General features: G+C 51.8%; 25 protein-coding genes and 1 tRNA gene. 18 read left to right on the top strand and 8 right to left on the bottom strand.

Features of this window, described 5'->3' with window-relative positions; translation table 11 throughout:
• The 11 genes from EJP87_RS17585 to EJP87_RS01770 form a co-directional block, all read left to right on the top strand.
• The coding region (locus tag EJP87_RS17585; protein WP_320412205.1) for a L,D-transpeptidase Cds6 family protein at positions 1-580 on the top strand (580 nt) is incomplete at its 5' end.
• A gap of 100 nt (positions 581-680) precedes the next feature.
• Positions 681-1,655 carry an arsenosugar biosynthesis radical SAM (seleno)protein ArsS gene (gene arsS, locus EJP87_RS01815; RefSeq protein WP_130470155.1) on the top strand — a complete coding sequence of 325 codons (975 nt, stop codon included), beginning with the start codon at positions 681-683 and terminating at the stop codon, positions 1,653-1,655.
• A gap of 11 nt (positions 1,656-1,666) precedes the next feature.
• Positions 1,667-2,347, top strand: coding sequence for a TVP38/TMEM64 family protein (locus EJP87_RS01810; RefSeq protein WP_130470154.1), 681 nt, complete (start codon positions 1,667-1,669; stop codon positions 2,345-2,347).
• Positions 2,348-2,376: 29 nt separating this feature from the next.
• Positions 2,377-4,497, top strand: a complete 2,121-nt coding sequence (locus tag EJP87_RS01805; protein ID WP_193771059.1) for a tetratricopeptide repeat protein — start codon at positions 2,377-2,379, stop codon at positions 4,495-4,497.
• A complete protein-coding gene (locus EJP87_RS01800; protein ID WP_130470152.1) occupies positions 4,494-5,528 on the top strand; it encodes a substrate-binding domain-containing protein in 1,035 nt (344 codons plus the stop codon). Before EJP87_RS01805 ends, EJP87_RS01800 begins: the two co-directional genes overlap by 4 nt.
• Complete coding sequence (locus EJP87_RS01795) at positions 5,525-7,501, top strand: sensor histidine kinase (protein WP_130470151.1); 1,977 nt, start codon at positions 5,525-5,527, stop codon at positions 7,499-7,501. The genes EJP87_RS01800 and EJP87_RS01795 overlap by 4 nt, the downstream gene beginning before the upstream one ends.
• 78 nt (positions 7,502-7,579) lie before the next feature.
• Positions 7,580-9,151 (top strand): response regulator, encoded by a 1,572-nt coding sequence (locus EJP87_RS01790; protein WP_130470150.1) that lies wholly within the window; start codon positions 7,580-7,582, stop codon positions 9,149-9,151.
• Positions 9,152-9,223: 72 nt separating this feature from the next.
• Positions 9,224-10,081, top strand: a complete 858-nt coding sequence (locus tag EJP87_RS01785; protein WP_130470149.1) for a sulfurtransferase — start codon at positions 9,224-9,226, stop codon at positions 10,079-10,081.
• Positions 10,082-10,118: 37 nt separating this feature from the next.
• Positions 10,119-11,471 carry a signal recognition particle protein gene (ffh, locus tag EJP87_RS01780; RefSeq protein WP_130470148.1) on the top strand — a complete coding sequence of 451 codons (1,353 nt, stop codon included), beginning with the start codon at positions 10,119-10,121 and terminating at the stop codon, positions 11,469-11,471.
• Positions 11,472-11,693: 222 nt separating this feature from the next.
• Positions 11,694-12,677 (top strand): malate dehydrogenase, encoded by a 984-nt coding sequence (locus EJP87_RS01775; protein WP_130470147.1) that lies wholly within the window; start codon positions 11,694-11,696, stop codon positions 12,675-12,677.
• 98 nt (positions 12,678-12,775) lie between these two features.
• A complete protein-coding gene (locus EJP87_RS01770) occupies positions 12,776-13,969 on the top strand; it encodes a cofactor-independent phosphoglycerate mutase (protein ID WP_130470146.1) in 1,194 nt (397 codons plus the stop codon).
• 124 nt (positions 13,970-14,093) lie between these two features.
• Here the strand turns inward: EJP87_RS01770 and rpmB are convergent, their stop codons facing one another.
• Positions 14,094-14,390: a 50S ribosomal protein L28 gene (gene rpmB, locus EJP87_RS01765; protein WP_130470145.1), complete on the bottom strand. Its 297-nt coding sequence runs from the start codon at positions 14,388-14,390 to the stop codon at positions 14,094-14,096.
• A gap of 177 nt (positions 14,391-14,567) precedes the next feature.
• On the opposite strand from rpmB, the gene EJP87_RS01760 reads away from it, so the two are divergent.
• From EJP87_RS01760 to EJP87_RS01730, 7 genes are all read left to right on the top strand, one after another.
• Positions 14,568-14,780: a DUF1858 domain-containing protein gene (locus EJP87_RS01760; protein ID WP_130470144.1), complete on the top strand. Its 213-nt coding sequence runs from the start codon at positions 14,568-14,570 to the stop codon at positions 14,778-14,780.
• A gap of 138 nt (positions 14,781-14,918) precedes the next feature.
• A complete protein-coding gene (locus tag EJP87_RS01755; protein ID WP_193771058.1) occupies positions 14,919-16,736 on the top strand; it encodes a tetratricopeptide repeat protein in 1,818 nt (605 codons plus the stop codon).
• 41 nt (positions 16,737-16,777) lie between these two features.
• Complete coding sequence (locus EJP87_RS01750; RefSeq protein WP_193771057.1) at positions 16,778-17,560, top strand: lipoprotein insertase outer membrane protein LolB; 783 nt, start codon at positions 16,778-16,780, stop codon at positions 17,558-17,560.
• Complete coding sequence (locus EJP87_RS01745; protein ID WP_130470141.1) at positions 17,561-18,496, top strand: 4-(cytidine 5'-diphospho)-2-C-methyl-D-erythritol kinase; 936 nt, start codon at positions 17,561-17,563, stop codon at positions 18,494-18,496.
• Positions 18,476-18,550, top strand: a tRNA-Gln gene (locus EJP87_RS01740). Before EJP87_RS01745 ends, EJP87_RS01740 begins: the two co-directional genes overlap by 21 nt.
• A gap of 30 nt (positions 18,551-18,580) precedes the next feature.
• A complete protein-coding gene (locus EJP87_RS01735) occupies positions 18,581-18,985 on the top strand; it encodes a DUF2784 domain-containing protein (RefSeq protein WP_227657403.1) in 405 nt (134 codons plus the stop codon).
• On the top strand, positions 18,982-19,911 hold the full coding sequence (locus EJP87_RS01730) for a radical SAM protein (protein ID WP_130470140.1): 930 nt from the start codon (positions 18,982-18,984) through the stop codon (positions 19,909-19,911). Before EJP87_RS01735 ends, EJP87_RS01730 begins: the two co-directional genes overlap by 4 nt.
• A gap of 37 nt (positions 19,912-19,948) precedes the next feature.
• Here the strand turns inward: EJP87_RS01730 and EJP87_RS01725 are convergent, their stop codons facing one another.
• The 7 genes from EJP87_RS01725 to pstC form a co-directional block, all read right to left on the bottom strand.
• Complete coding sequence (locus tag EJP87_RS01725; protein ID WP_227657402.1) at positions 19,949-20,545, bottom strand: NAD(P)H-dependent oxidoreductase; 597 nt, start codon at positions 20,543-20,545, stop codon at positions 19,949-19,951.
• 104 nt (positions 20,546-20,649) lie between these two features.
• Positions 20,650-22,410, bottom strand: coding sequence for a HAMP domain-containing sensor histidine kinase (locus EJP87_RS01720; protein ID WP_193771056.1), 1,761 nt, complete (start codon positions 22,408-22,410; stop codon positions 20,650-20,652).
• Between the two features lie 60 nt (positions 22,411-22,470).
• The gene (locus tag EJP87_RS01715) at positions 22,471-23,166 is read right to left on the bottom strand and encodes a response regulator (RefSeq protein ID WP_130470138.1); all 696 of its coding nucleotides are present in this window, start codon (positions 23,164-23,166) and stop codon (positions 22,471-22,473) included.
• A gap of 205 nt (positions 23,167-23,371) precedes the next feature.
• Positions 23,372-24,163, bottom strand: a complete 792-nt coding sequence (locus EJP87_RS01710; RefSeq protein WP_130470137.1) for a phosphate ABC transporter ATP-binding protein — start codon at positions 24,161-24,163, stop codon at positions 23,372-23,374.
• 42 nt (positions 24,164-24,205) lie between these two features.
• Positions 24,206-25,066 carry a phosphate ABC transporter ATP-binding protein gene (locus tag EJP87_RS01705; RefSeq protein WP_130470136.1) on the bottom strand — a complete coding sequence of 287 codons (861 nt, stop codon included), beginning with the start codon at positions 25,064-25,066 and terminating at the stop codon, positions 24,206-24,208.
• A 38-nt stretch (positions 25,067-25,104) separates the two neighbouring features.
• Entirely contained in the window at positions 25,105-26,007 is a 903-nt protein-coding gene (pstA, locus tag EJP87_RS01700) for a phosphate ABC transporter permease PstA (protein WP_130470135.1), read from the bottom strand.
• 8 nt (positions 26,008-26,015) lie between these two features.
• Entirely contained in the window at positions 26,016-26,948 is a 933-nt protein-coding gene (pstC, locus tag EJP87_RS01695) for a phosphate ABC transporter permease subunit PstC (protein ID WP_130470134.1), read from the bottom strand.

Below are 26,948 nucleotides of genomic sequence, written 5' to 3'. Positions count from 1 at the left end.
TATTGTTCCCGCTGCCGAACGCGCCAAAGCCAAAGGTCTGAGTGGAGAGGCCCTGGTTGTCGATGCCATTCGGGAAAATGTCTATCAATCCTTGCACGATCTGCGGGAAAACAGCGCCGAATTGACCCATCTGGAACAGCATGGCAAATTAAAAATGGTGGGAGCCCTCTACCATATCGAAGATGGTACTGTCGAATGGTTGCCGGAACGGCTACCAACAGCCACAGCCTCTGCAGCCCGTGATGCGGTGGAACAATCGGTCTATGCCTGGGCCAGTGCCTGGTCGGGCAACAAGGTGGATCGTTATCTGGCCTGTTACGCCCCCGATTTTCGTTCCGCCGCGTTTGCCAATCGCAAAGAGTGGGAAGCGCAACGTCGTAAAACCATCCAGGCAGCCGGTGCAATCAGCATCACCATCGAACAGTTGCAGATTGCACTCCAGGATGCCAACCATGCCAAAGCAACCTTCGTGCAAGGCTATCGGAGCAAATCCTATCAGGATAAGGTCAAGAAAAGCCTCTCCTTGCAACAAGAGCATGGCAAATGGCTGATTGTCGCTGAAGAGAGCGGCAAAGCCTGATTGATCCTGTTTCCCCTGTGCTGCTGGGGCTTGCCGCATCGGCAAGCCCCAGCCAGGGAGAGCTTCCAGCCAAAACCTACCTACATGATTGGCGGTTGCCATGTCCTGCGCAAGCACCTTCCTGGACACCGTTCGTCCTTATCTGGCACAAAAACAGTTGACCACTGTTGGCTTGCAGGTGATTCAACTCAATTTGGGCCTGCGTTGCAATCTTTCCTGTCAACATTGTCATCTGGGGGCCTCGCCGCGTCGCTCGGAAAGCATGAGTTGGGCGGTAATGGAGCGGGTATTGCGCCTGGTGGATAAGAGTGGCTGCCGGGAGGTGGATCTGACTGGGGGAGCCCCTGAATATCATCCACTATTGCGCACCCTGATTGAAAATCTTCATCACAGGCAGGTGGCCGTGCAACTGCGCAGCAACCTGGCCATCTTGATGGAAGAGGATCCGCAAATGGCTACCCTGCCCGCCTTTCTGCGCGCCCATCAGGTCACCATTATCGCATCGCTCCCCTGTTATCTGCCAGAAAATGTCGATGCCCAACGGGGCAGCGGGGTCTATCAACAGACGATTGCAGCGCTGCACAAACTCAATCAACTGGGATATGGTCGCGAGGATCACTTGCCTCTGCATCTGGTCTATAATCCGGGCAAAGCCTTTCTGCCTCCCAATCAACAACGTCTGGAAGAGGAGTATCGGCAGCGCTTGTGGCAGATGCACGCCATCCACTTTCACCGTCTGTACACGATGACCAATATGCCGATTGGTCGTTTTCAAGCGGAACTGCGGCGCTCAGGAGAGGAAGAGCGCTATGGGCAGTTGTTGCGCAACAGTTTTAATCCGGCCACCTTGGAACCTTTGATGTGTCGCAAACAGATCTCCATTCGCTGGGATGGAGCGCTCTTTGATTGCGATTTTAATTTGGCCCTGGGTTGGCCTGCCAATGTGCCAGCACAAGAACTGCAACCCGATTATGACCCGCAACAACTGGCGCATCGTTCGATTGTCACCGGCAACCACTGTTTTGCCTGTACCGCCGGTTGTGGCTCCTCCTGTGGCGGCGCTTTGGCTGCCTGAACGACCGGCAGATGAAAATTTCATGGCAAGGGATGGTGGTGTTGCTGTTGCTGCTCGCGCTCGGCGGACTGCTGCAACATCTGTTGACCCTGGAAAACCTGAAAGAGCTCTATCAAAAGCTGCAAGCCTTTTATCAGCTCTATCCAATCGGTACAGCACTGCTTTTTTTTCTCAGCTATATGAGCATGACCGCCTTATCGTTGCCCGGATTAACCCTGTTGATGCTTGCTGGCGGAGCATTGTTTGGTTTGGCCTTGGGAACGCTGTTGGTCTCTTTTGCCTCCAGTATCGGCTGTGCCATGGCATTTTTATTGTCGCGTCATCTGCTGCGCGATTGGGTGCAAGCACGTTGGGGAAAAGAGTTGCATCCCATACAGGAGGGATTTGCCCGTGATGGGGCCGTATACCTGTTGAGCTTGCGCCTGCTGCCGATCATCCCCTCCTTTCTGGTCAACCTGTTGATGGGTTTGACCCCCATCCCTCTACGCACCTTCTATCTGGTCAGTCAGATAGGCATGTTGGCTGCCACCATGCTCTATGTTCAGGCAGGCAGTCGCCTCAGCCAACTCCATCATCCCGCAGATATTCTCTCTTTGGAGCTGTTTCTGCTTCTGCTCCTGCTGGCCATGCTGCCTGTGCTTGCCAATACCCTTTTGAAAAGATATAAATCAATATATTCCATTATGATCTAAAAATGGTTTCCGGCCATCCGGGAGTGAGTATGTCTGGCAACAAAAATCCTGCCCCCCCTGTGCACGAACTGTTCAATGCCGCCCGAAAAGGAGATCCTGCTGCCCAATGGGCCCTTTCTGTCGCCTGTCAGGAGGGTAATGGTCTGGAGGCTGATCCTGAAGCAGCAGGCAATTGGGCGCGAATGGCTGCCGAACAGGGATTGCTGGAGGCACAACTGTGGCTGGGCGACCTCTACAGCGATGGCGAAGAGGTGGAAGCGGATGGTCAACAGGCACTCTACTGGTATTGCCAGGCCGCAGCGCAAGGCAATCCTGAACATCAACTCTTTGTCGGACACATTTTTTACAATGGTCAAGGCATCAACCCGGATCCTGCGCAAGCAGCATTCTGGTATGGTCAGGCAGCAGAGCAAGGTGCTGCCGATGCCCAGTTCAGTCTGGGACAAATGTATCGCAGTGGAGAAGGAGTTGTGCAAAATCTTACCCTGGCCGCCGAATGGTTAGGGAAGGCGGCCCAGCAGGGTCATCGTGCCGCCAGCAAGGCTTTGGCACAACTGCGCGCCGAGCATGCGCAAACTCTCTCCAGCGCCAGTGAACGGTTGACTCTGCTGCGCAAGGGGGCTGAACAGGGTGATGCTGCTCTGCAACGACAACTGGGTTTACTGTATACACAAGGGGAAGGTATCGAGCGCAATGATGCCGAGGCGGTCTTTTGGTTTTACAAGGCTGCTGAGCAACATGATCGCGATGCCTGCTATTATTTGGGGCATGCCTATGCCAAGGGTGTGGGTATTGGCTGCGACGAACGAGTCGCCTTGCGCTGGTACCGCAAAGCGGCCGAAGCAGGCCATGCCGAGGCGCGTTTTGCCTTAGGCAACGCCTATCGCAAAGGTCAGGGTATCGCTGTCGATATATCGCAAGCGCTGCATTGGTATCGACTGGCTGCAGAGGCGGGTCATGCGGGCGCCCAAGCGGCCTTGGCCGCCCGCTATGCGGAAGGAGAAGGGGTCGAGCAGAATGCACTGGAGGCATACAGATGGTATCGTGCGGCTGCAGAACAAGGGCATGCCAACGCCCAAAATAATTTAGGCAATCTCTACCGCAGCGGCAAAGGTGTGGAACGGGATGATGCGCAAGCTGCCCACTGGTTTCGTTTGGCTGCTGAACAGGGTCATGCCATTGCGCAATATAACCTGGGCCAGTGTCATGTCCATGGTCATGGTGTCAGACAGGAGGATAAAGAGGCGCTGCTTTGGTTTCGCCGGGCAGCCGCGCAGGGACATAAAGGGGCGCAATATCAGTTGGGGCAGTGGTATGAGGCGGGTCGGATAGTCACCCAGGACCACAAAGAGGCGCTCTCCTTGTATCGCAAAGCGGCAGAGCAGGGACACCATTTGGCTATGGTGCAGTTGGCTCACTGTTATGCGACCGGCAATGGCGTGACACAAAGCTGGCCGGAGGCTGTGCGCTATTATCGGCAAGCCGCAGAGGCAGGGTGTGCAGAAGCGGGCTACCATTTGAGCCGGCTCTTTTGGCAAGGTTTAGGAGTCAAACAGGATGAGCTGCAGGCCCAAAAATTGTGTCGGCAGGCTGCACGCCAAGGTGAATTGGCAGCCCAGATAGAGTTGGCGCAGCGCCTGCTGAGTGGGGAGGGTATCGCCAGCAATGCCGGTGAAGCGGTGCAGTGGTTGCGCAAGGCGGTGAGTCGCAACGATCCACAGGCACAAAATCTGTTAGGTATTCTCTATCGTGATGGTCGAGGGGTGGCCAGTGATAGCGCCGAGGCGGTACTCTGGTTTCAAATGGCCGCCGAACAGGGATATGCCGAGGCACAAAACCATCTGGGTACACTCTATGCGTATGGCGATGGCATCGAGCAGGATCCGCAACAGGCGGAATATTGGTATCGTTTGGCAGCAGAACAGGGTCATGCCGAGGCACAACATAATCTGGGTATGGTGTTGGAAGAAGGAATTGCATCGGGCAAGGATCCTGCTGCGGCACACGCCTGGTATACTCTTTCGGCCAGGAGTGGCTATCGTGCTGCCGTCAAAGAGCGGGAGCGTTTAGGACATCGTCTGACCAGAAATCAGTTGGCAGAGTCGCAGCGCCTGGTCAGAGCCTGGGTGGAAGGGAAGTCACATCAATGAAACGGTATAAAACAAATTCAAGCATAAATGGTTGGCTAAGTTTCCTCCTGCTCATTCTGGCTGTATGTCTCTGGCAGAAGGAGCTGCATGCGGAACATATTGTACCGACCACCTTGCGTGGTCCTGCCTTTTCCCATCCCGATGAGGTTCTTGAAAAATCAGAAGAGTGGCAAAAACAGCCGATCCGTTATCGGGAACAGGATCTAGGAGCAGAGGTTGTTTTATTGCTGGATCAAAATATTTATCCGGGATTGCTGCCACTGATACAGGAGTTTGCGCGCAATCAGCGAATCAATGTCTCGGTACGAGAGGGAACCTGCGGTCCGGCGGCTGAAGGAATCAATCGCAAGGAGGTAGATATTGGCGGTTCCTGTTGTCCGGCGGCCAAGGTGGATCGTCTGCCCGGTTTGCAATGGCATACCATCGGTATTTCTCCTTTGGCAATTCTGGTCCATGACAAAGATCCGCTGCAACAGCTTACAGCAACAGAGGTCCGTGATATTTATCGCGGCAAAATCAGTCGTTGGTCACATTTGGAAAATATTGGCAAACACTATCCGAAAGAGTTGCTGGTGCGCCCAGTCACCCGCTTGCATTGTAAAATTCGCCCCGGTCACTGGCGGTTGATTCTGGATAATGAAGAGCAGTTTGGCTCACGCATCAATGAGGTGGGAACCATTTTGGATATGGTTACCACGGTAGCCAAACATCCTGGCACGATTGGGTATTTGGAAAACTGGCAGTTATTGAACGATCCGCGCTTCAATAACAAAGTCAGGGCGATTGCCATTGATGGGCAGGATCCAACAGATACCAACACTCTGAAAGAGGGGCGTTATCCCTTTTATTGGGTCTATAATGTTTCCACGTGGAGTGCCGAGCATCTGGCAAATGGCAAAGCACAACAACTGGTCGAATATCTAATGGCCAATGCCGGTCGCGTGGATCCCTCTTTGCGTTTGGTTCCCGCCACTGAATTGCGCAAAAAAGGTTGGCAATTCAGAGGAAATGAGTTGATCGGGGAGCCATGATGCCACAAGAATTGACTGGTTTTCGGCTGCTGTGGAGAAGAGTCTGGCGTCATACACCGTTGACCAGCAAAGCGTTGGTACTCACTGTGCTGTTGGGAATATTTTTTTGGGGAACCTTGGATTGGTGGCAATCGGCACGCATTCGTGAGTTGTTTCATGAAAAGATGCTGGAAGAGTTGCAACAACAAGCAGAAAAAGATCGATTAATTTTTGATGATTATATCCGCCAACAAGAGCAGGCGGTCCGTTTACTGGCGCAATTGACCCCTTTTGTGCGCTATGTGGATGAAAAAAATGCAGAGTGGCAAAGCGCTCCCCAACAAATAAAACACTGGAATCACGAAAATCGTCCCCCCTGGTTACCGCCACGCTCAGTGATGCGTGGTTGGGTGGCGGCCCCCTATATTCTCCTGCTGGATGCCAAAGGGGGACTGCGCGAACAGTTTGTTCGTGATGAGGGATTGGCACCGTTATCAGAAACAGAATTGGCGACAACGCTATCCCGTCTGTTGCGCTCTGAAGACTATACCCATATTGCCAGTGACAACCAGGGTGAGATCTTTTTATTGACCCTGTCTGGAATAAATGGCAGCAATCCGCTCAGCGAACCCAAGGCGCTGTTGGTCTTTTATGCGCCATTGAATCATGATTTTCTCTCCCTGTTCCGTACCCTGTCGGAAACACAAAGTGCTGTCGCCTTCATCCACGGAGAGAGCAACCAGGTGATTGCCTCGACGCAGCCGGATGTGATCAGCAAAGGGATGCCACTTGAGCAACTCGCTAAAAATTATTCCATTTTTGGTAAAAAATTCCTGGATTACAGCTTTGCCATCGATGTTCCCATCCATTTTGCCACCTTGGAACCGTTGTCCGCTTTGGCTGCCGCCAGTGAACAAATTGTCCGTGCCGAACGACACCAACGCACCATTGGCTATTTATTTATTGCGGCCATATTTTTGCTCTTGGTTTTTTTTATTGCCAAGAGAATCCAAGATTTTACAGAACGCATGTTGGGAACAGCCATTGACCGACTGGGTCTCAAACGAAAAAAGGTGGCATCTGGAGACCAGTTGCTGGTGATGGCCGAGCAGTTTTATTGGATGACCAATAAAATTGCCAAGTCGCGCATCAAGGAGGCTGCCCGGCAACTGGAGTTGCAACAAAACAATGAGGCGTTGGAACAATCGCTGATCATGATCAAACGCACGCAAACCCAGTTGATGGAAGCGGAAAAGATGGCCTCGTTGGGCAGCCTGGTCGCAGGAGTCGCCCATGAAATCAATACGCCAGTGGGGACCGGCTTCACGGCAGCCTCCTTTCTCGAACAACGTGGTCGAGAGTGCCGTCAATTGTTTGAGCAAGGCAATTTGCGCAAATCGGATTTGGAAAATTTTTTCCGTGATCTCAGTGAATCGACGGAGATGATTTCGCAAAATTTGGCGCGTGCGGCAGAGTTGATTCGCAGTTTCAAACTGGTTGCGGTCGATCGTACCAGTGAAGAGCGGCGTCTGTTTGCTTTGCATGACTATATCCATCATGTATTGCTCAGCTTGCGTCCCCGTTTGAAACACACCCACATCCAAGTGGAAGTGCTCTGCCCGGAGCATTTGGAAATAAACAGCTTTCCTGGTGTGTTTTCCCAAATCATCACCAATCTACTGGTCAACTCTTTGCAACATGCCTTCCTTCCCGAAGAGGAGGGAAAAATAATTGTCGAAGTAGTGGTAACAGAGGGTGACATATTGTTCTGTTATTCCGATAATGGCTGCGGCATGAAAGAGGCGGATCGTGCCCGCCTCTTTGAGCCTTTTTTTACTACCGCGCGCCATCGCGGAGGGACAGGCCTGGGGATGCACATTGTCTATAATCTGGTGACCCAGGTGCTGAAGGGATCCATTCAATGCAGCAGCAGCCCCGGCCAGGGAACCCGTTATGAAATTCATATCCCTTCCGAAAGTCGCAGTGAGGGTTAGATGACAAGCAAGAAGAGCCCCGGCCAGGAAAGCCGTCATGAACTTCATTTCCCTTCTGCAAGCCTATGTGAGGGTTAGATGACAACGGATCAAGATCGACTGGTATTTGTGAATGACCCTGCCGCCGAACAAGAGGATGCGGCCGCACATCTGCCGTGGAAAGTGATGGTCATCGACGACGATAATGATGTCCATTCACTGACGCATATGGTGTTGCGAGATTATCAGTTCGAGGGACGAAGATTGGAATTTCTCTTCGGCCACTCCGGACAGGAAGCCAAACGGCTGATGGAAGAAAATCCCGACACCGCAGTATTGTTACTGGATGTGGTGATGGAGCGGGAAGAGGCTGGTTTGGAAGCGGTCGATTATATCCGTAACCGCTTGGGCAATCGCTTTGTCCGCATCATTCTGCGTACTGGTCAACCGGGCCGCGCTCCGGAACAAAAGGTGATTACCAGTTATGACATCAATGATTACAAAGAAAAAACCGAACTGACCTCGCAAAAATTGATGACAGCCGTGACCGCATCGTTGCGCGCCTATCGCGACTTGAAAATTATTGAGGAGAATCGTCGCGGTCTGGAAAAGATTATTCTCGCCACACAAAGTCTGTTTGAAATGCAGTCGTTAAAAAAATTGGCCACCGGTATTTTGATTCAACTGGTGGCTCTGCTGGAACTGGAAGAGGGAGCATTGTATGTGCATCCGGCTGGTTTTGCTGCCACAGACAACAATGAAAGCCTGACTCTTTATGCGGGAACCGGACTCTATGAAGAGTTGATAGGCAAAACCGTTCAAGAAACCTCCAATCAGCAGGTGATTGCCCTGGTGGAAAGAGCCCTGCAGCGCCAAGAGAGTTTTTGTGAGGAAAATGTCTATGTGGGCTATTTTCGCACCCGCAATGGCTCGTTGAATCTGCTCTTTTTGCAAGGAAGCAAACCGCTCAATGCCCTGGATAAAAAGCTGATAGCCATATTTTCCAACAATGTCTCTTTGGCATTCGATAATGCCTATGCCAATCAGGAGATGCTGGAGACGCAACAAGAGCTGACCTTTTCCCTGGGGGCGGCGGTTGATTCACACTCCCAGCAAGCAGAGTTTCATTTACGCCGGGTGGCGGAGTCGGCTCGTTTATTGGCCAGACTGGCAGGGTTGTCTGATGAAGAGGCGGAGCTGATCTGGTTGGCAGCACCCCTGCACGATTTGGGTAAGATTGCCATTCCTGACACCATCCTGACCAAGCCGGGTCGCCTCTCTCCAGAGGAGTGGGCCATTATGCAGGCGCACACCGATGTGGGAGCACGTCTGCTCAAAAACAACAAACAACGGGTCTTGCAAGCAGGCGCCATCATCGCCGGAATGCACCATGAACAGTGGGATGGCAAAGGTTATCCCAATGGCTTGGCTGGTGAAGAGATTCCCATTTTTGCCCGCATCACCTCATTGGTCGATGTTTTTGATACACTTTCACATGATCGTCATTATGAAAAATCATGGAAAATCAATACGATCATTGATTTTATCACCCAGAATCGTGCAACACTTTTTGATCCCACATTGGTTGACCTCTTTTTGCTGCATCTACCGGAGTTTTTGCAGATTCAGACCTCCCTACCCAACCCCGCCCCCCATGAGCCAAGCAACTAGGATGGACAATGCAAGCGATGGGCACCAACAAAAGCATTTACCAATGATGGTCCAGTATTTGACAGGAGCGATATGAGCACATTGACTTCCGTGCCAGCGGATAACCCTTTTCCCTCTTTGTTTGTCGATACGGCTTGGTTGGCCGAACATTTACAAGATGAAGGGCTGCGCATTCTGCAAATTGGTGGTGAAAAATATTATCCGCAATTTCATATTCCTGGCGCATTGTTACTCTCTTACGGCGATTTGGTCTGCCAACGGGATGGGGTGCCGGCCATGCGACCGGAAAGCGACTATTTGTGTGAACGTTTTGGTCAGTTGGGTATCAACCGGGAAAATCCGGTTTTGATCTATGACACCGCAGGAGGTGCTGATGCAGCACGTGCGCTTTGGACACTGGCCACTCTGGGCCATCCGGCACTGGCGGTTCTCGATGGAGGATTGGGGGTCTGGTATCGGGAAAACAGACCGATGACCGGACAAATGAGCCCCCGACAGGCAACACTCTATTTTGCAGCTCCCAACCCGCAATGGCAGGCGGAGGAGAGAGATGTTTTAGACGCAGCAAAAGAGGATGCAACGGTTTGCCTGCTTGATACACGTTCGGTGCAGGAGTATCAGGGGCAAACCTCCCGCCCTCCGCATGGCCATATTGCGGGTGCCCGTCTCTTTCAGTGGATGGACAGCTTGCACAGCCAATTTGATCCGCGTTTGCAAGAGAGAGAGAGGTTGCTGCGCCTGCTGGCACAAGTGGGTCTGCAGGATCCGCAACAGGAGATCATCACCTATTGTGAAACCGGCCATCGCGCTTCCCATACCTGGTTATTGTTGCGCTATTTGGGATTTACGCACGTGCGTTTATATGACGGTTCGATTGCTGAATGGCGACTACTCAATCATCCTGTAGTTGCTGGTTCTCAGCCCCGTTGAAACAGTCATCCACTGTATTTTTGCTAGGAATTTGACCATGTTTGACGCCCTTTCTGATCGTTTTGAGGCAGTTTTCAAAAAATTGCGCGGTCGTGGCAGTCTGAATGAAAGCAATATTCAAGAGGCCATGCGCGAGGTGCGGATGGCCTTGCTGGAGGCAGATGTCAATTTGGCCGTGGTCAAAGCTTTCATTGCTCGGGTGAGCGAAAAGGCGATTGGTCGAGAGGTGTTGGACTCCCTTACCCCTGGACAGCAGGTGATTCAGGTGGTGTATGAGGAGTTGGTACAGTTGATGGGGGAGAAAAACAGCCGCTTGCAGTTGGCTACCCAGCCCCCGGCAGTGGTGATGATGGTGGGTTTGCAAGGTTCGGGAAAAACCACCACCACCGCCAAACTGGCCTCCTGGTTGCGGGAGAAGGAGCGGAAAAAATGTCTGTTGGCCTCTTTGGATGTCTACCGCCCTGCGGCCATGGAGCAACTGGCAACGGTGGGCAACCAGGTCAATGTGGCCACCCTGCCGATTGTGGCCGGTGAAAAACCGCTGGCCATTGCCCTGCGCGCTTTGGATATGGCACGCAATGGTGGCTATGATGTGCTCTTTTTGGATACCGCCGGTCGTTTGCATATCAATGAAGAGTTGATGCAAGAGTTGCAAACCGTCCAGAAACATATTGATCCGGTAGAAATATTGCTGGTCGCCGATGCCATGACCGGTCAGGATGCGGTGACAGTCTCACGCAGTTTTAATGAACAATTGGATATTACCGGCATTGTTCTAACCAAAACAGATGGAGACGCCCGTGGGGGCGCAGCACTTTCCATCCGCCAGGTGACCGGCAAACCGATCAAATTTTTGGGAACTGGCGAGGCTCTCGACAAACTGGAGGCATTTCATCCCGAACGGTTGGCCTCACGCATTCTGGGCATGGGTGATGTCTTGACCCTGGTGGAAACTGCCATGGCCAAGGTGGATCTGGCCGAAACAGCCAAACTGCAGCAAAAATTGCAACACTCCTCTTTCACTCTGGAAGATTTTTTGGCCCAGATGAGCCAAGTCAAAAAGATGGGTTCCATCTCTGATCTGGTCAATATGATTCCAGGGGTCAAACAGGCCATCAAAGGTCAGGATCTTTCGGCAGGCGAAGCACAGATGAAAAAGACCGAGGCGATCATTCTTTCCATGACGCTGCAGGAACGACGCAAGCATATGATTCTCAATGCCTCACGCAAAAAACGGATTGCCAAAGGATCCGGCACCACGGTGCAGGATGTCAATCAACTGCTCAAACAGTTTGTACAAGCGCAAACCCTGATGAAACGATTGGGGCGCATTGGACAAAAAGGGATGATGCGCGGCGGTTTGGGCAATTTAACCAGGCGTCCCTTTTAACCCTTTTCGCGCACCAACACTGGTCGATTCAGAGCAGACACTTTCCACATAACTTGCCCTCGGAAAGGAGGAGAGCACTTGCCAATTTCCTGCAGGTAGGTCATCCTGCAAGTGCAAGGGAGAGCTTTTCCCTGCAAGGTTGCGAAAACAATAAGCAGTTTTATCTTTTCAAATATAAATGATTTTCTTTTGCTCATCCATCTTCATGCCTGGGAGAAAATTATGTCCAAACCGATTCGTGTTGCGGTCTCCGGTGCTGCCGGCCAAATTGCCTACAATCTTTTGTTTCGCATTGCCTCCGGCCAACTATTTGGCAAGGAACAACAGGTGCATTTAAGCTTGCTGGAAATTCCCCAGGCGATGACCGCTTTGACCGGTGTGGTGATGGAACTGGAAGATTGCGCCTTTCCGAGCCTGGCTGGAATTGATATTTCTGATCAAGCAGATGTGGCATTTGATGGCATCAACTGGGCGTTGTTGGTGGGTTCCCGTCCGCGTGGTCCGGGTATGGAACGGGCGGACCTGATTCGTGTCAATGGTCCGATTTTTGTGGGACAAGGACAGGCCCTCAATAAAGCAGCAGATGACGTGCGGGTGATGGTGGTAGGTAATCCCTGCAATACCAACTGTCTGATTGCCATGAACAACAGTGATGTGCCGGCAGATCGTTTTTCGGCGATGATGCGTCTGGATCAAAATCGCGCCTCTGCTGCCTTGGCAAAAAAAGCAGAGGTATCGGTCTCTGCAATTACCAATATGGTGGTGTGGGGTAACCATTCCAACAATCAATATCCCGATTTTGAAAATGCCCGCATCAATCACCATCCGGCCATAGAGGTGATCAATGATTTGACATGGTTAAGGGATACCTTTGTCAAATCAGTACAGGAACGGGGAGCGGTCATCATCAAGGCGCGCGGTCTCTCCAGCGCGGCATCAGCCGCCGCTGCCATTCTGGATCATGTCTCCTCCTTGATCCATGCCACACCGGCAGGTGACTGCTACTCGGCAGCCATTCGTTCAGAAGGAACTTATGGGGTTGATCCCGGTCTGATTTTTGGGTATCCGATGCGCACCCTGGTGGATGGCACGAAAGAGGTCGTGGAAGGGTTGACCTTCACCCCATGGGCACATGAGCGTTTTAACTTTGTTCTGGACGAGTTGCGCAGCGAGCGCGAAGTGGTAAAAGATCTGCTGCGCAAATAGCAACCCCGCACAGGCAAGCGTCGCGCCCGGCAGTCGGCTGGTGGCAAGCAATCCCCCCGACTCGCCGGGTACTGACGAAGGCATGGATGGAGAAGATAATGAAGTATGTAATTTTTTTGGGCGACGGAATGAGTGATCGACCCATGGCTGAGCTGGATGGTCGCACACCCTTGATGGTTGCCCGTACCCCCAATCTGGACCGCATGGTCCGGGAAGGGATCGGCGGTTGGTCGTTGAATACACCAGCCGGTTATTATCCGGGCAGTGACATCGCCAATCTGGGTGTATTGGGATATGATGTCACGCAGAGTTATACTGGCCGCAGCCCTTTGGAAGCAGCGGCCATGGGAGTGGTCTTGGGAGAGCAGGATGTGGCGTTTCGCTGTAATCTGGTGACCCTCGCTGAGGACAATCGGATTATGGATGATTTTTCTGCGGGTCATATTTCGACCGAGATGGCGGCAGAGTTGATTCGCCATATCAACGACCAATTGGGCAGTGAAGAGTTTCAATTTTATCCCGGGGTCAGTTACCGTCATTTGCTGGTCTGGCGCAATGGACGGCAAAAGGTCAGCTCTGTACCTCCGCATGATATTACGGGCAAAGAGATTTTTGCTCATTTGCCACATGGTGAGGATGCCGAACCGATTGCGGCTTTGATGCGGGCCTCCTGGCCGTTGTTGGCCGATCATCCTGTCAACGAGGCGCGACGCCAGCGCGGGGAAAAACCGGCTACCAGTATCTGGTTATGGGGACATGGCACCAAACCGTTGTTGCAACCTTTTCGGGAGCGTTTTGGCCTCTCCGGGGGGATGATTTCGGCGGTCGATCTGATGCGCGGCATTGGCACCCATATCGGTTTTGAAGTGATTCATGTTCCCGGTGCAACGGGCTGGATTGATACCGATTATGAAGGCAAGGCACGGGCCTGTCTGGATGGTCTGACTCGTCATGACATTCTTTTTGTGCATGTCGAATCTCCCGACGAAGCGGGCCATGCGGGACGCTTGGATTATAAGATTCAGGCAATTGAAGATTATGATCAACGTCTGATTGGTCCGGTGTTGCAGAGCTTGGCCGAGCGGGGAGATTTTCGGGCGGTTGCCTTGCCGGACCATCCTACTCCGGTTGCCACGCGCACCCACAACTCTGATCCGGTACCTTTTGCCATGTTTGGCACGGGAATTGAGGCAGACAGCAATACGGCCTATGATGAGCGGTTGTTGCAAACCGGGTCACGGCAATTCAATCCCGGCACCGAGATGATCCGTTATTTTCTGGGCCTCTCTTGACCACTCTACCCACAAGGAGATCCCTCCATCCATGCTGTTACAGAGGGATCTCCTTGATAAGGATTCTGCCCCCAGTGGCTGCCTTGCGCAACACCAACGGGGCAGAAAACCGAATCACAATCAATCAGGCGTTGGCAGCAGCAGCTTGCCGTTGACCGATCAATTTTTGCAGTTGGCGCACGGGGCGTTCCAACTGATCAGGAGGACAGGTCAGCAAATAGATGTCCAGACCACCGACATGGTCGATGGTACGCAGGACACAGGAGGGCAACGACAAGCGCACAAAGGTTCCTAAAGTTGCGCTATACAGCGAACGCTCCTGCATGTTAACCAGCCATTGGTGACTGGTACGGCGATGCGAGTGAGAGACATTTTTTCCAGTTTGCGGGGGCTTGCCGCCAAGGGTCGCTTTCTTGGCCATATAATGGGTTCCTTTTTACTAATCAGGGATGATTGTGCTGGATGATTCACTAAAAACGCGCTATCTTATCCTTGTAGAGCGGTGCTCGTCAAGACTATGCTTAACGCATTGGTGATTATGATCCAGGCAAGGCATGGGCGTGGCTGTTGATGAATCTGTTTGCTGCTGGAGAGGACAATGACAGGGGAGATTGACCCAACCAAGAGCATGGCTCAGTTGGTGCAAGAATTTCCGCAGTTGGCGCGTATCCTTTGGGAAAAAGGGATCGAATGTTCTGAATGTATGGCCTCACAGGTCGATACTTTGCATGATGTGGCGCGCATGTACAAACTCGACATCAAAAGTCTGATTCAACAAATTCAATCGGCTGACACCAGCACGACGACGTGACTTTTCTTCAAAAATCGTCTATCCTGCATTAATTCAAATCTGTCATCGCTGTTGGCGAAGCGAGTGTGGAATTATATGAACTTCAATGAGTGGTTCTCGAAACGTTGGGTCCGCGTCTGGGTAACAGCGGGAGTTTTATTGTCGCTGATTGCAGCCCTATTGGGCGGCTGCTTTGCCCCTGGCCGAAACGATGCGGTCGACAATAGTGACAGCTCTTCTGGGACGGGCCAGGAGCAGGTGTTGCGTGCTGTGGCGCCCAGTATGCCGCATCAGCAACACAATGATCCCTTCAGCGTCGAAGTGCGTGAAGGTCGCGCCTACTATTATTATCTGCTGGGCCAATTTTTATTGCGCGAACGCAACTGGCATGATGCCGAACGGGCCTTGACCGAAGTGGCCAAAGCTGATCCCACCTCGGCAGAAACCCGGGTCATGGTTGCCCATCTGGCTACCCAACGCGGTGATCTGCCCAAAGCCATCCATTATGCCGAAGAGGCCATTGCGTTGGATGGCAAAGATGAAAAATCACGTCAACTTTTGGCTGGCCTGCTCACCGCCACCAAAATGTATGACAAAGCAGCCCTGCAATATGAAGAGATCTTGAAGATCAATCCAGATCAAATGACAGCGCGCCTGCAATTGGCACAACTCTACGGACGAACCAATCAGATTGAGTTGGCAAAAAAGAGTCTTACTCCCCTGTTCAACAAATCCTCGCAGGCATGGAAAGCCCATTTGGCTTTGGGACGTGCCTATGCCAACATTCCCGATCAAGAAAAGGCTGTCCTCCACTTTCGCAAAGCCCATCAACTTGATCCCGACAAACTGGAAACTGTGCTGGCTTTAGGGGCTGCCTTGCAAGAGTTGAAACGCCCTAAAGAGGCTGAGGCGGTCTATCGCTCCTTTTTGAACAGCCATCCCGACAGCAAAGAGATCCACAGTCGCATGGGACGCCTGCTGCTCAATCAGGATGATCAAGAGGCGGCACTGAATGAATTTCAAGCCATCAGTCAGATGGCTCCAGACAGTATTCCGGCACGTCTGACCTCGGCCTTGATCCTCTTGAGCCAACGTCGCTTTGAAGAGGCGTTGCAAGAGTTGCGTCTGGCAGAGGCAACCCGCTCCGACGATGGACGAGTCGCCTATTATTTGGGGCAGGTTTTGGAATCATTGGATCGTTTTACGGAAGCAGAAGAGACCTATAACCGGATTCAACCGACTGAGCCCTTTTATTCTGATGCCCAACTGCGCCTCTCTTTATTGGAGGCCGAAAGCGGTCGCCGGGAAGCAGGAGTCAATCGTCTGCGCTCCCTTTTGGCGGCCTACCCCATCAGCAATAAAAAAGCTGCCGATAAATTGAACAACAACTCACCAGCCGATCCCAAAGTACGGGTTACTCTGCTGGTCGCTCTCAGCGTCTTGCTGATGCAGGATGAAAAATATACAGAGGTCTATGATGTAACCACGCAAGGGTTGGCCATTGATCCGGATCATAACCGCTTGCGTTTCAGCCGGGCCATTGCCCTGGATAAACTCAACCGCTGGTCGGAAGCAGAACAGGATCTCTTGCATCATCTGAAACTCAATCCCAATGATGCCAATGCCTTGAACTATCTTGGTTATACCTGGACCGAACGCAATGAACGTCTCGAAGAGGCACTCAAGCTGTTGGAAAAAGCTTTGGCCTTGTCCCCAGGTGACGGATTTATCACTGATAGTGTGGGTTGGGCTCTGTTTCGCTTGAATCGCCTGGAGGAGTCTCTGCTGCGCATGCGCGAGGCTGTACGCCTGGAACCAAAAGATGCCACTATCACCGAACATCTCGGTGATGTTCTGCATGCTTTGGGCAAAATGGAAGAGGCCAACAATGTCTGGAAAAAGGCATTGGAACTGGATCCGGGCAACGAACGCTTGCTGAAAAAGGTTTCAGCAAATGCCTCTTCCACCACTCCTTGATGCGCAATGCCACCAGAAACAGCCGTAAGGAGAGCCGCTCGTTGACTTGTCGATTGTTTTGTATCAGCGGCTTATTGCTGTTGGGGCTGCTCACAGGTTGCACACCTCACCCTCCTCCTGTTCTGCAAACCCTGGCTGTCGCCCCGCATCTTGTTGCACAACGTTACCAAACAGATCAACAACAACGGCAACAACTTTTGCGCCAATGGCAATCCCTTGGCATATTGGAAATTCGCTCTGAAAAGGCCAATCGTCGTCTGCGTGCAGAGTTGCAGGGCACAGGCACAGAGAAAGCCAAGGTCACTCTCTTTGGCTTTATGCAAAATATTGCCGGCGTTATCGCCGTTACAGCAGAGCAGATTGAACTGGTCGATGCAGACAAACAACAGATCACGGTGGTTCCTGCCACTGCCGAAGGTCTCCACTATTTGTTGGGTATTGCCTTGCCACCGGAAGATTTATTGCACTCCTTGCTGGCCATGGCTGCCCCACTGCAAGGAGTAGACCCCGATGTGGCAGGGGGATGGTTAACCAAACAAGGAGAGAGCCTGCTGCTCGATCCCCGGAGTGGATTGGTTCGGGAACGCCAGGGAGAGACCCGCGAGGGGCGCTACCGGGTTGTTTATCAATGGTCCACAGAAGAAGAGAGCTCTGTACCCCCTTTGCCGCAACAGATTGCAATCGATCTGCAGCCTGCTGATACGCACATTCAGTTTCGCTCGCGGCAGTGGCAAATAATAGCACAACCCTTTGCAGCAGATACCTTTACCCTGCGTGCACGCTATCCCGATTTTACTGTCGAACATCCTTGGCAAGAGAGATAGATGCTGTTTCCTCCCTGCACTTTTACCGCACCAGCCAAAGTCAACCTGGGACTGCGCATTGTGGGCCGCCGGGAGGATGGGTATCATCGGCTGTGGAGTGTGATGAGCTTTTTCCCTCTCTATGACCATCTGACCTTTACAGCCGACCAATCAGCTATCACCTTGCGCTGCGAACCTTCGGTTACCGATCATGCTCACGATAATCTGGTTTGGCAGGCCGCCTGGCGTCTGCAGCAAGAGAGTGGCATCCGCTCCGGAGTTCATATCCACTTGCACAAAGCCATTCCACACGGTGCAGGATTGGGTGGCGGCTCCTCGGATGCTGCCCTGACCCTGCTCGCCTTGAACCAGCTCTGGCAACTGCATTGGTCACAGGAACAGTTGTTGGCATTGGGTGTCCAGTTGGGAGCGGATGTACCCTTTTTCCTTGGGCAGACCACCGCTTTGGCCGAAGGGATCGGGGAGCAACTGACTTTTCTGCCCTCGCTCCCGCAACTGCCACTGCTGTTGATCTATCCCGGCTGTACGCTCTCCACGGCACAGGTATTCCGGCAATGGCATAGCGAACGTGCTGCCGGAGAGGCGTATAACACTCCCCCCCTTGCTATCCCCACTGCGAAGGAGGCTCTTGTGCAGCAACTGCACAATGATCTGCAGGCAACTGCAATTAAGCTGCAACCGGAGATTGCCTTATTGGATGCTGCCTTGCGCCGCCACGGTGCGCTTGCGGCACTGATGTCTGGCAGTGGCAGCGCATTTTTTGGCATCTTTCGCCAACTTGAGGAGGCAAAAGAGGCTGCACGCAGCTTACGCACTCGCCATCCCGACTGGCAGATTTTTCCTGGAGTGACCTTTAATCAACACCCCTTTTCCTCTGCTTGGGAATCTGCTATAAAGGGGGCTGTAGCGAACGGATGGGCCGTCGCCAAGCGGTAAGGCCCCGGATTTTGATTCCGGTATCCCCAGGTTCGAATCCTGGCGGCCCAGCCAACTCCTCACACACCTCATTTTTCCTCTCCTATGGGTATGCTCTACCGCCTGTTTGCGGATTGTACAGCTCTCTTTCATATCAGTTTTGTTCTCTTTGTTCTGTTTGGTTCAGCACTCGTTGCCCGCTATCCTGTGCTTCTCTGGTGGCATCTGCCTGCCGTCACCTGGGGAGTAGCGATTGAATTGATCGGCTGGAACTGTCCACTGACTTATGTGGAAAACCATTTCCGCCAGTTGGCTTTAGAAAATGGGCAAGGTTGGAGTTTTGTTGATCTCTATCTTTTGCCCATCATCTATCCAGCCCTGTGGTTTCCTGGTGGATTTCCCTCTTGGGGCTTTCCGGTGATTGGCATTGTGGTGTTTGTCATTAATTTTTTTGCCTATCACCGCATCCGTAGAGGAAGAAAAGCCTCTGAGAAGGCTCCCAGCGCATGATCCCCTCTTATTTGGCTCTCTATCACTCTGGCCAATTGGCCAGAAGAGTTACTGAAGCTGAACAGAGAGCCCGTCATTGTGATTTATGTCCCCGATGCTGTGCGGTGGATCGCCACAAAGGCGAGCGTGGAGCCAGTTGCCATACCGGGATTTATGCGCGAGTGGCCAGTGCACATGCCCATTTTGGTGAAGAGGAGCCTTTGCGTGGCACACATGGCTCTGGCACCATCTTTTTCAGTGGGTGCAATCTGCATTGTCAATATTGTCAAAACTGGTCACTCAGTCATGGCGGTGAAGGAAGCGAACTCGCTCCCTATCTTTTGGCGCGGCAGATGCTGCAGTTGCAGGAGCAGGGCTGTCACAATATCAATTTTGTCAGCCCAACCCATGTGCTTCCGGCTATTCTCGCCGCACTGCTCGAAGCCATTCCGTTGGGCTTCAGCCTGCCTTTGGTTTACAACAGCGGCGGCTATGATTCCCTGACAGCGCTGGCACTGTTGGAGGGAATAATCGACATCTACATGCCGGATATGAAATACAGCGATGCCGCCATTGCTGAACGTTTGAGCCGGATCAAGGATTATCCCACCCACAATCGTGCAGCGGTCAAAGAGATGCACCGGCAGGTAGGAGATCTGCAGATGGATGCACGAGGGGTTGCCCAACGCGGTTTGCTGGTGCGTCATTTGGTCTTGCCGAACGGTTTGGCTGGGACAGCAGAGACAGTGCGCTTTCTGGCCGAGGAGATCTCGCCGCACACCTATGTGAACATCATGGGGCAATATCATCCCTGTTATCACGCCGAACGGATCCCCCAGTTGAACCGACCGCTGACGGTTGCAGAATATAAAGAGGCCGTGGCTCTGGCCCGCAGCCACGGCTTACGTTTGGATCAACGACATCGACAAGCTGGAATGTTTTTATAAAATGGCTGCTGTGTGCAGAAAGTATGGAGTCAATTGCTTATACTGCAGGAAAGTGCGCACGCAAATGGGCTTCCAATCGAGCAAAATCGGCTGCTATTTCTGGAGCCTTGTGCACATCATGACAGGCGAAAGTGGGCAAAGCCTGCATGCCGAGAAAACGAAAACTCAGATGCAATGGTAAAAACATGTCATCCACACCCTTGCCAGCCATGAAGGGCTCCTCGGGATTGCCAAAGGCTTCTGCCGGGGCATTATAGGTGAGCGAAAGCATATAACGTCGTGGCGCCATCCCTCCTCCCATTCCATAGTTGCGTTTGGGATCCTGGGAGCTGCGTCCATCACTGTAAAAAAATCCTACTGCCGCCCCTGCCGAAAAAATTTCATCGATATATTTTTTCCCGATCCAAGGCAAACCCATCCAATAAACAGGAGTTTGGATAATGATCACATCGGCCCAAAGATGCTTTTCCACCTCTTTGGCAATCTGATAGCCTTCATTAACAATAGTCAAGGCAACCTCATAGCCACTATTTTGTAACTGCTGCTGCATTCTGCTCACCAAAGAGGCATTCAATTGCCCAGGAGAGACTGGATAGGGTTGGTGGCAATTGATGATCAATACCTTTTGCATCATGGCATACTCCTGCCTACTGAAAGAAAAGATTGCGAATGAAAGTCATGTGTTATGCACAAGCTCTACACAGTTTATCAACCTCACATCATGCGACAAAAGAACCATCATGCCGGACAAACCGGTAGTGTAAACCAAAAACAGCATCCACTGGGTTGCACAGCAGACAATCCCACTTCCCCCCCCATCGCCTCCACCAACTGTCTGACAATCGCCAAACCCAGACCACTCCCCCCCATCTCCCGTGAACGCCCAGGATCCACACGATAAAAACGGTTGAACAGTTGCCGATGATGCTCTTCGGCAATCCCTTCGCCATTATCCTCCACAGCGATGATCATGCTCTTGTCATGATCAGGATGTGGCCTGCTGCGCAAAATAATTTGGCTCCGCATAGGTGTATAGCGAATGGCATTGGCCACCAGATTGAGCAAAACCTGTTCGACAGCAGAGGGATCGGCAAAAAGGGTGACATCGGCCCCAATTTGATTGCTTAGCACGATCTCCCGGCTTTCCATCCAATGGTGCAATGATTCACTGACCTGTTTGCTGAGTGGCAACAAAAAAAACTCCTGGCAACGAAGAGGATAACTTCCTGATTCCAAACGAGAGAGATCCAACAGATGCGCAATCAGTTGCGACATGCGCAGCGATTGGCGATAGATGGCCTCCACCAAAAAATTTACCTCTTCCGGCTCGTTGTTGCCATCCATCAAAGTTTCTGCATTCAAACGGATGATACTGATTGGGGTACGCAATTCATGGGAAGCGCTGGCAATAAACTCTCTTTGCACCTGCTGCAGACGATTTTTTTCAGTAATATCACGCAATAAAAGAATGCAACCTTGGCCATTGGCTGTGCAAGAACTGGTCAGCAATATCTGTCGCATATCACGCCCTGCCAGAACGATCTCTCTTCGACAGACCGCACCCTGACTGGGCGGCAGCAACCCCAGCAACTGCTCCTCTGGAATCAACTCTGACAGATTACGCGATACCGGAGAGGAGGATAAAGCAAAGATCTCCATCACCGCATGGTTGACCAGGATGATTTGGCCACGCAGATCAACAGCAATCACACCATCCAAAATCCCTTCCAGGATAATTTTGAGACGATCCCGCTCCAAAGAGACTGAAGCCATCACCTCTTCCAACTGGTTAAGCAGCAGATTGAACGAAGAGGCCAATCCACCCACCTCATCCTGGGAATCGGTAACCAACCGGCTATTGCTCTGCTGACCGGCAATAGATTTGGCCTGTTTGACCAAGGCACGCAAAGGCCTGGTAAACAAACGAGCAGCCAAACGACTCAGCAATGCAGCCAAAAGAGTGGCAAACAAAACGGAATATATGACCAAACGACGTAATGAAGCAATCTCCTCTTGCAAATCATGTAGCGAGCGAGCAAGACGGATGATCATCCGTTGCCCCCCCCGGTCAATGGCATAGGCCAAATAATATAAATCGGTATTGACCGTAGTAGAGGTGCGTATGGCACTGCCGACACCATGCAGCAGTGCTTCCGCCACTTCTGGCCGTTTATGGTGGTTTTCGATGGTTTGCAACTGATCTGCTGCAACCGATGAATCTCCTACAACCCATCCATCCCCATCAATAAAGGTGACCCGCATCGCCATGATAGTGCCAAGTTGGCCAGCCATCTCCTGATAGGTTGCAGGGGCAACCGGCGCGGGCAGAGCCTGCACCATCCATTCCATGCTCTGCAGATGACGCAGCAAATCGCTACGAATCAGATCCATGCGGACCGATTCCACAATCTCCTCAATAATCAGGCCGCAGATTGCCAGTGACACAACGATGATGGTGAGAAAATAATAGAAAAGCCTGTTTTTAATACCTTTATTCATAACAGGAACCATTTCATGGCCGCAACAATGGCTTTGTCATGAAAGCGAGGCTGATCTGCATCAAGGTACTGCTCGCAGACGGTAACCCATCCCATGTACGGTTTCAATATACTGCTCCGCTTGCCCCAATTTTTTGCGCAATCGATCGATGTGAACATCCACGGTTCGACTTTGTACATACGAATCAATACCCCACACATCATTCATCAAAACTTCTCTGGTTTGCACTCTGCCCCGTCGCTCCAAAAGCAGCGCCAACAGTTTGAACTCCATGGTGGTCAAACGTACCTCGCGATCTGCCGACCAGACCCGAAAAGCAGCCACATCCATGCGCAACAAACCAAATTGCAGCTCTTGCTGAGCGGTGCTGGCAAAATCTGGGGCTGTTCGGCGTAACAGAGCTTGGATACGCAACATCAGTTCACGCATACTGAAGGGTTTGACCATATAATCATCCGCACCCATCTCAAAACCGACAACCCGATCAATCTCTTCCCCTTTGGCCGTCAGCATCAGAATGGCGACAGAACGGGTACGGGGATCGGAGCGCATTCGCCGACACAACTCCAGACCGGAAATATCGGGCAACTGAAGATCCAACAGCACCAAATCGGGCAATAAAGCTTGCGCCATTTCCAGCAATGCCTGACTGCCGTTTAGCGCTTGGCGCACAGCATAATCGTTCTTGCGCAGATTCAAGGCCAAGACTTTGACAAAATCTTTTTCATCATCAACGATCAATACGATTTTAGACATGGTGTGCTGTTCCGACATGATACGATTTTAGAGATGGCATACTGTTCCGGCATAACTGGAGTGACCTGTCCGCATCATTCTCGCACTGAACTGGGAATAGCCATTGCAAAGCTGTTGCATCGATCAGTTTGGACAGGCCACTGCTTTGGTAATCAATTACACTCCAGGGCATGGGCTCCAGGGTGACAAGAAACTTGCGTCTGGATTATCCATAACGCCCTTCGATATAGTCTGCGGTTTCCCGATACTGCGGTGTGACAAACATTTTATCGGTATCGGTATGTTCTACCACCTTGCCCATGAGCATAAAAATGCACTCATCGCTGGTGCGCCGTGCCTGCGCCATGTTGTGCGTCACCAACAAAATGGAATATTCGCCACGCAACTCCCATATCAACTCTTCGACTGCAGCCGTCCCTTTGGGATCGAGCGCAGAGCATGGCTCATCCATCAACAAGACTGCAGGTTTAACCGGCAGCAATCTGGCAATACAGAGCTTTTGACGCTCCTCCAATGAGAGATCGATCGTTGCCTTTCTCTTCAGTTTATCTTTGACCTTGTCCCAGAGCAATACCCGCTGCAAAGCGGCTTCGACAATCTCATCCTCCTGCCGAGAGGAGAGTTTGACATCTGGAGGACGATGCAGACGATGACCAAAAATGACATTGTCATAGATGGAAATGGGTAAAGGATTGGGACGTTGGAAGACCATGCCAACCTGCTTGCGCAATTGGGAAAGATTGACATCGGGATCATAGATGTTTTTGTCAAGCACCTTGATCGCCCCGGTGATGCGCACATATCCCAAACGCTCGTTGATGCGGTCCACGCTGCGCAACACGGTGGATTTGCCACAACCGCTGGGGCCGATCATGGCCGTAATAATCCCCTGTTTAATCTCCAGATTGACATCAAACAAGGCTTGGAAGTGACCATACCACAAATTAAGATTGATGGTTCTGATGGCGATTTCCTGTTGAATTTCCTGCTTATTCATGGCTTTCTTTGTGTCCTGTCCTGGCTTGATTGGTTGATCGACCTAGCCGAAACGGCCATTGATATAGTCATCGGTACGTTGGTCACGGACTTTGCCGTTGAAAAGGGCATCGGTATCGCCGACCTCGACACAGGAACCATTGAGAAAAAAGGCGGTTCGATCGGCCAAACGATTGGCCTGCTGGACCAGATTGGTCACCAAAATGATGGTCATCTGGTTTTTCAACTCCTTTAACACATCTTCAATCCGCATGGTGGTCACCGGATCCACGGCAATGGAAAATTCATCCAGCATGAGCACTTCAGGATCCTGGGACAGAGCCCGGGCGATGGTCAGTCGCTGTTGCTGCCCTCCCGATAACAGGCTGCCCAGTGAGCCTAGCCGCTCTTTTACCTCGTCCCACAAAGCGGCTCTCTTCAATGATCTCTCAACAATTTCATCAATTTGACTCTTATTATTGATCCCACGCAAACGTGGTGAAAGAGCAACATTGTCATAGATGGAGAGGGGTAAACCTACTGGCAGAGGAAAAACCACACCAATCTTGCTGCGCAGGGCATAGACATTTCCCCAGGAAGTGACATCGACGCCGTTAAAAAGGACTGAGCCTTGCACATTCATGTTGGCGCGCATCATATCCATGCGGTTGATGGCATTCAGAAAAGAGGTTTTACCGCTGTTGGCCGGTCCGATGATGCCAAAAATCTGATTGACCGGTATGTCCAGGTTGACCCCGGATAGAGCCGTAAATGGGCCATAGCGGATGCTCAGATCACGAATGGAAATTTTATGGGCTGGTTGCGTCGCTGCAGAGCGCTCCAGACGCTCTTTTGGGCTGGTTGCTGCTGGAGTGGTTGCTCGTGTGGCTCCAGAATCGGTATGTGGATCAGAATGGCTGTTCATCTGTTTCTCTTCTCACGGTATCGGTTGTTGTCTGAGGTTTACCATTTTTTCTTGCTGCGCAGATACATGCGCAACCAGATGGAACAGGTGTTGATGATCAAGACGATACCGAAAAGCACCAGAGCGACCCCAAACGGAATCTGCTCTGGAACACCGGGCACCTGAGTGGAAATGGTGAACAGATGTAACGCCAGAGCCATGGTTTGATCCATCACACTGGAGGGCAGAAAGGGTAAAAAGAATGCTGCCCCAGTAAACATGATGGGAGCTGTTTCGCCTGCTGCGCGAGAAACCTGTAAAATAATGCCGGTAAGAATACCGGTCAGCGCATTGGGCAGCACCACATGCCAGATGGTTTGCCAACGAGTCGCCCCCATATTCCAGCAGGCTTCTCGAAAGGCAAAAGGAACCGATTGCAACGACTCCCAGGAAGCGACAATCACTACCGGCAAGGTCATGACTGCCAGAGTCAGACTGGCAGCCAGAATACTGGTGCCAAGGTGAAAAAAGGCCACAAAAGCGCCCAGACCAAAAAGAGCATGGACGATGGAGGGCACACCAGCCAGATTGATGGTTGCCAGGTTGATCACCCTGGTCAGCCAATGATCCTGTGGCGCATATTCACTCAGATAAATGGCTGCCGCCACTCCCAGTGGCACCGAGGCCAACAAGGAGATGGCCACCAACCATACGGTACCCAACAGTGCCGGCAGAATACCGCCCGCTGTCATGCCATTGCTGGGAAAGGTGGTCAAAAACTCCCAACTGATGGCGCTACCACCCTTCTGGAGCAGAGTGAAAATAATCAGAATGACCGGAATGACCAAAACCGCAGCCATCAGACCAAACAGAATCATGAACAGCTTTTGCACCTGAATATTTTTGAGGTTGATCGGTTCAGCCTGAAAGCGAGTGGATGTATGGGTTGCAGTTTGATTCATGGCGGTTCTCACTGGTTCTTGATCCCCCGCACGATCAGGTCGGCGGTCATGTTGATGATGAAAGTTATGCTGAAGAGAAAGATACCGATAGCAAACAGAGCCTGATAATGGTCTGATCCTACCGGAGTTTCACCCAATTCAGCGGCAATGGTTGCCGTCAAGGCACGAATGGAATCAAAGACACTGCCAGGAATGGTCAAAGCGTGACCACTGGCCATCAAGACCGCCATGGTTTCCCCAAATGCCCGTCCCACACCCAACAAAGCGGCAGAAAGCAAACCATTTTTTGCTGCGGGCAACACCACTTTGTAGATCACCTGCCATTTGGTGGCGCCCAGAGCTTCTGCCGCTTCGCGATAGGTATCTGGCACCGCCTTGAAAGCATCCTCGGCTATAGAGGTAATGATGGGAGCAGCCATCAAGCCCAGAATAATTCCAGAATTGAGTACATTCAGGCCGATAGGTACATCGAAGATATCGATAATCAACGGATTCATGATCATCAGACCGATAAACCCCCAAACCACCGATGGAATAGCGGCCAACAATTCAATCACCACTTTCAACCACTCGCGGGTTTTGCCACGGGCAAACTCAGCGATAAAAATAGCGGCACCAAAGGAGAAGGGCAGCGCTACTGCCATGGAAATCAGTGTCACCGCTGCCGTTCCCGCCACCATTGCCAGCGTGCCATAGCTGGCCTGAATGGCAGAGGTGGGGCGCCATTTGGGAGAGAGAAAAAACTCTGCCCAATCCAGTTGATGAATGATAAAACCAGAACCCTCCTTGAAAACAAAGACAAAGATTCCCAACACAAAAATGACTGCCGATATTCCACAGATAAACATGAAACTGTGAAACAGTTTGTCGATATACCAATCCCGATTGCGGACATCCCCTGCGGCGACCAGCGTACTTGCTTTCTCTAATGGAATGCTCAT

Source organism: Candidatus Magnetaquicoccus inordinatus (assembly GCF_004217665.1).
Classification (GTDB): domain Bacteria; phylum Pseudomonadota; class Magnetococcia; order Magnetococcales; family Magnetaquicoccaceae; genus Magnetaquicoccus; species Magnetaquicoccus inordinatus.
This window is presented reverse-complemented; position numbering and strand designations above follow the sequence as displayed.

What these genes read in the sequence shown, in the direction of transcription:
- arsS (WP_130470155.1), top strand. Translation starts at nt 681, where the DNA reads ATGTCCTGCGCAAGCACCTTCCTGGACACCGTTCGTCCTTATCTGGCA.
- EJP87_RS01810 (WP_130470154.1), top strand. Translation starts at nt 1,667, where the DNA reads ATGAAAATTTCATGGCAAGGGATGGTGGTGTTGCTGTTGCTGCTCGCG.
- EJP87_RS01805 (WP_193771059.1), top strand. Translation starts at nt 2,377, where the DNA reads ATGTCTGGCAACAAAAATCCTGCCCCCCCTGTGCACGAACTGTTCAAT.
- EJP87_RS01800 (WP_130470152.1), top strand. Translation starts at nt 4,494, where the DNA reads ATGAAACGGTATAAAACAAATTCAAGCATAAATGGTTGGCTAAGTTTC.
- EJP87_RS01795 (WP_130470151.1), top strand. Translation starts at nt 5,525, where the DNA reads ATGATGCCACAAGAATTGACTGGTTTTCGGCTGCTGTGGAGAAGAGTC.
- EJP87_RS01790 (WP_130470150.1), top strand. Translation starts at nt 7,580, where the DNA reads ATGACAACGGATCAAGATCGACTGGTATTTGTGAATGACCCTGCCGCC.
- EJP87_RS01785 (WP_130470149.1), top strand. Translation starts at nt 9,224, where the DNA reads ATGAGCACATTGACTTCCGTGCCAGCGGATAACCCTTTTCCCTCTTTG.
- ffh (WP_130470148.1), top strand. Translation starts at nt 10,119, where the DNA reads ATGTTTGACGCCCTTTCTGATCGTTTTGAGGCAGTTTTCAAAAAATTG.
- EJP87_RS01775 (WP_130470147.1), top strand. Translation starts at nt 11,694, where the DNA reads ATGTCCAAACCGATTCGTGTTGCGGTCTCCGGTGCTGCCGGCCAAATT.
- EJP87_RS01770 (WP_130470146.1), top strand. Translation starts at nt 12,776, where the DNA reads ATGAAGTATGTAATTTTTTTGGGCGACGGAATGAGTGATCGACCCATG.
- rpmB (WP_130470145.1), bottom strand. Translation starts at nt 14,390, where the DNA reads ATGGCCAAGAAAGCGACCCTTGGCGGCAAGCCCCCGCAAACTGGAAAA.
- EJP87_RS01760 (WP_130470144.1), top strand. Translation starts at nt 14,568, where the DNA reads ATGACAGGGGAGATTGACCCAACCAAGAGCATGGCTCAGTTGGTGCAA.
- EJP87_RS01745 (WP_130470141.1), top strand. Translation starts at nt 17,561, where the DNA reads ATGCTGTTTCCTCCCTGCACTTTTACCGCACCAGCCAAAGTCAACCTG.
- EJP87_RS01735 (WP_227657403.1), top strand. Translation starts at nt 18,581, where the DNA reads ATGGGTATGCTCTACCGCCTGTTTGCGGATTGTACAGCTCTCTTTCAT.
- EJP87_RS01730 (WP_130470140.1), top strand. Translation starts at nt 18,982, where the DNA reads ATGATCCCCTCTTATTTGGCTCTCTATCACTCTGGCCAATTGGCCAGA.
- EJP87_RS01725 (WP_227657402.1), bottom strand. Translation starts at nt 20,545, where the DNA reads ATGATGCAAAAGGTATTGATCATCAATTGCCACCAACCCTATCCAGTC.
- EJP87_RS01720 (WP_193771056.1), bottom strand. Translation starts at nt 22,410, where the DNA reads ATGAATAAAGGTATTAAAAACAGGCTTTTCTATTATTTTCTCACCATC.
- EJP87_RS01715 (WP_130470138.1), bottom strand. Translation starts at nt 23,166, where the DNA reads ATGTCTAAAATCGTATTGATCGTTGATGATGAAAAAGATTTTGTCAAA.
- EJP87_RS01710 (WP_130470137.1), bottom strand. Translation starts at nt 24,163, where the DNA reads ATGAATAAGCAGGAAATTCAACAGGAAATCGCCATCAGAACCATCAAT.
- EJP87_RS01705 (WP_130470136.1), bottom strand. Translation starts at nt 25,066, where the DNA reads ATGAACAGCCATTCTGATCCACATACCGATTCTGGAGCCACACGAGCA.
- pstA (WP_130470135.1), bottom strand. Translation starts at nt 26,007, where the DNA reads ATGAATCAAACTGCAACCCATACATCCACTCGCTTTCAGGCTGAACCG.
- pstC (WP_130470134.1), bottom strand. Translation starts at nt 26,948, where the DNA reads ATGAGCATTCCATTAGAGAAAGCAAGTACGCTGGTCGCCGCAGGGGAT.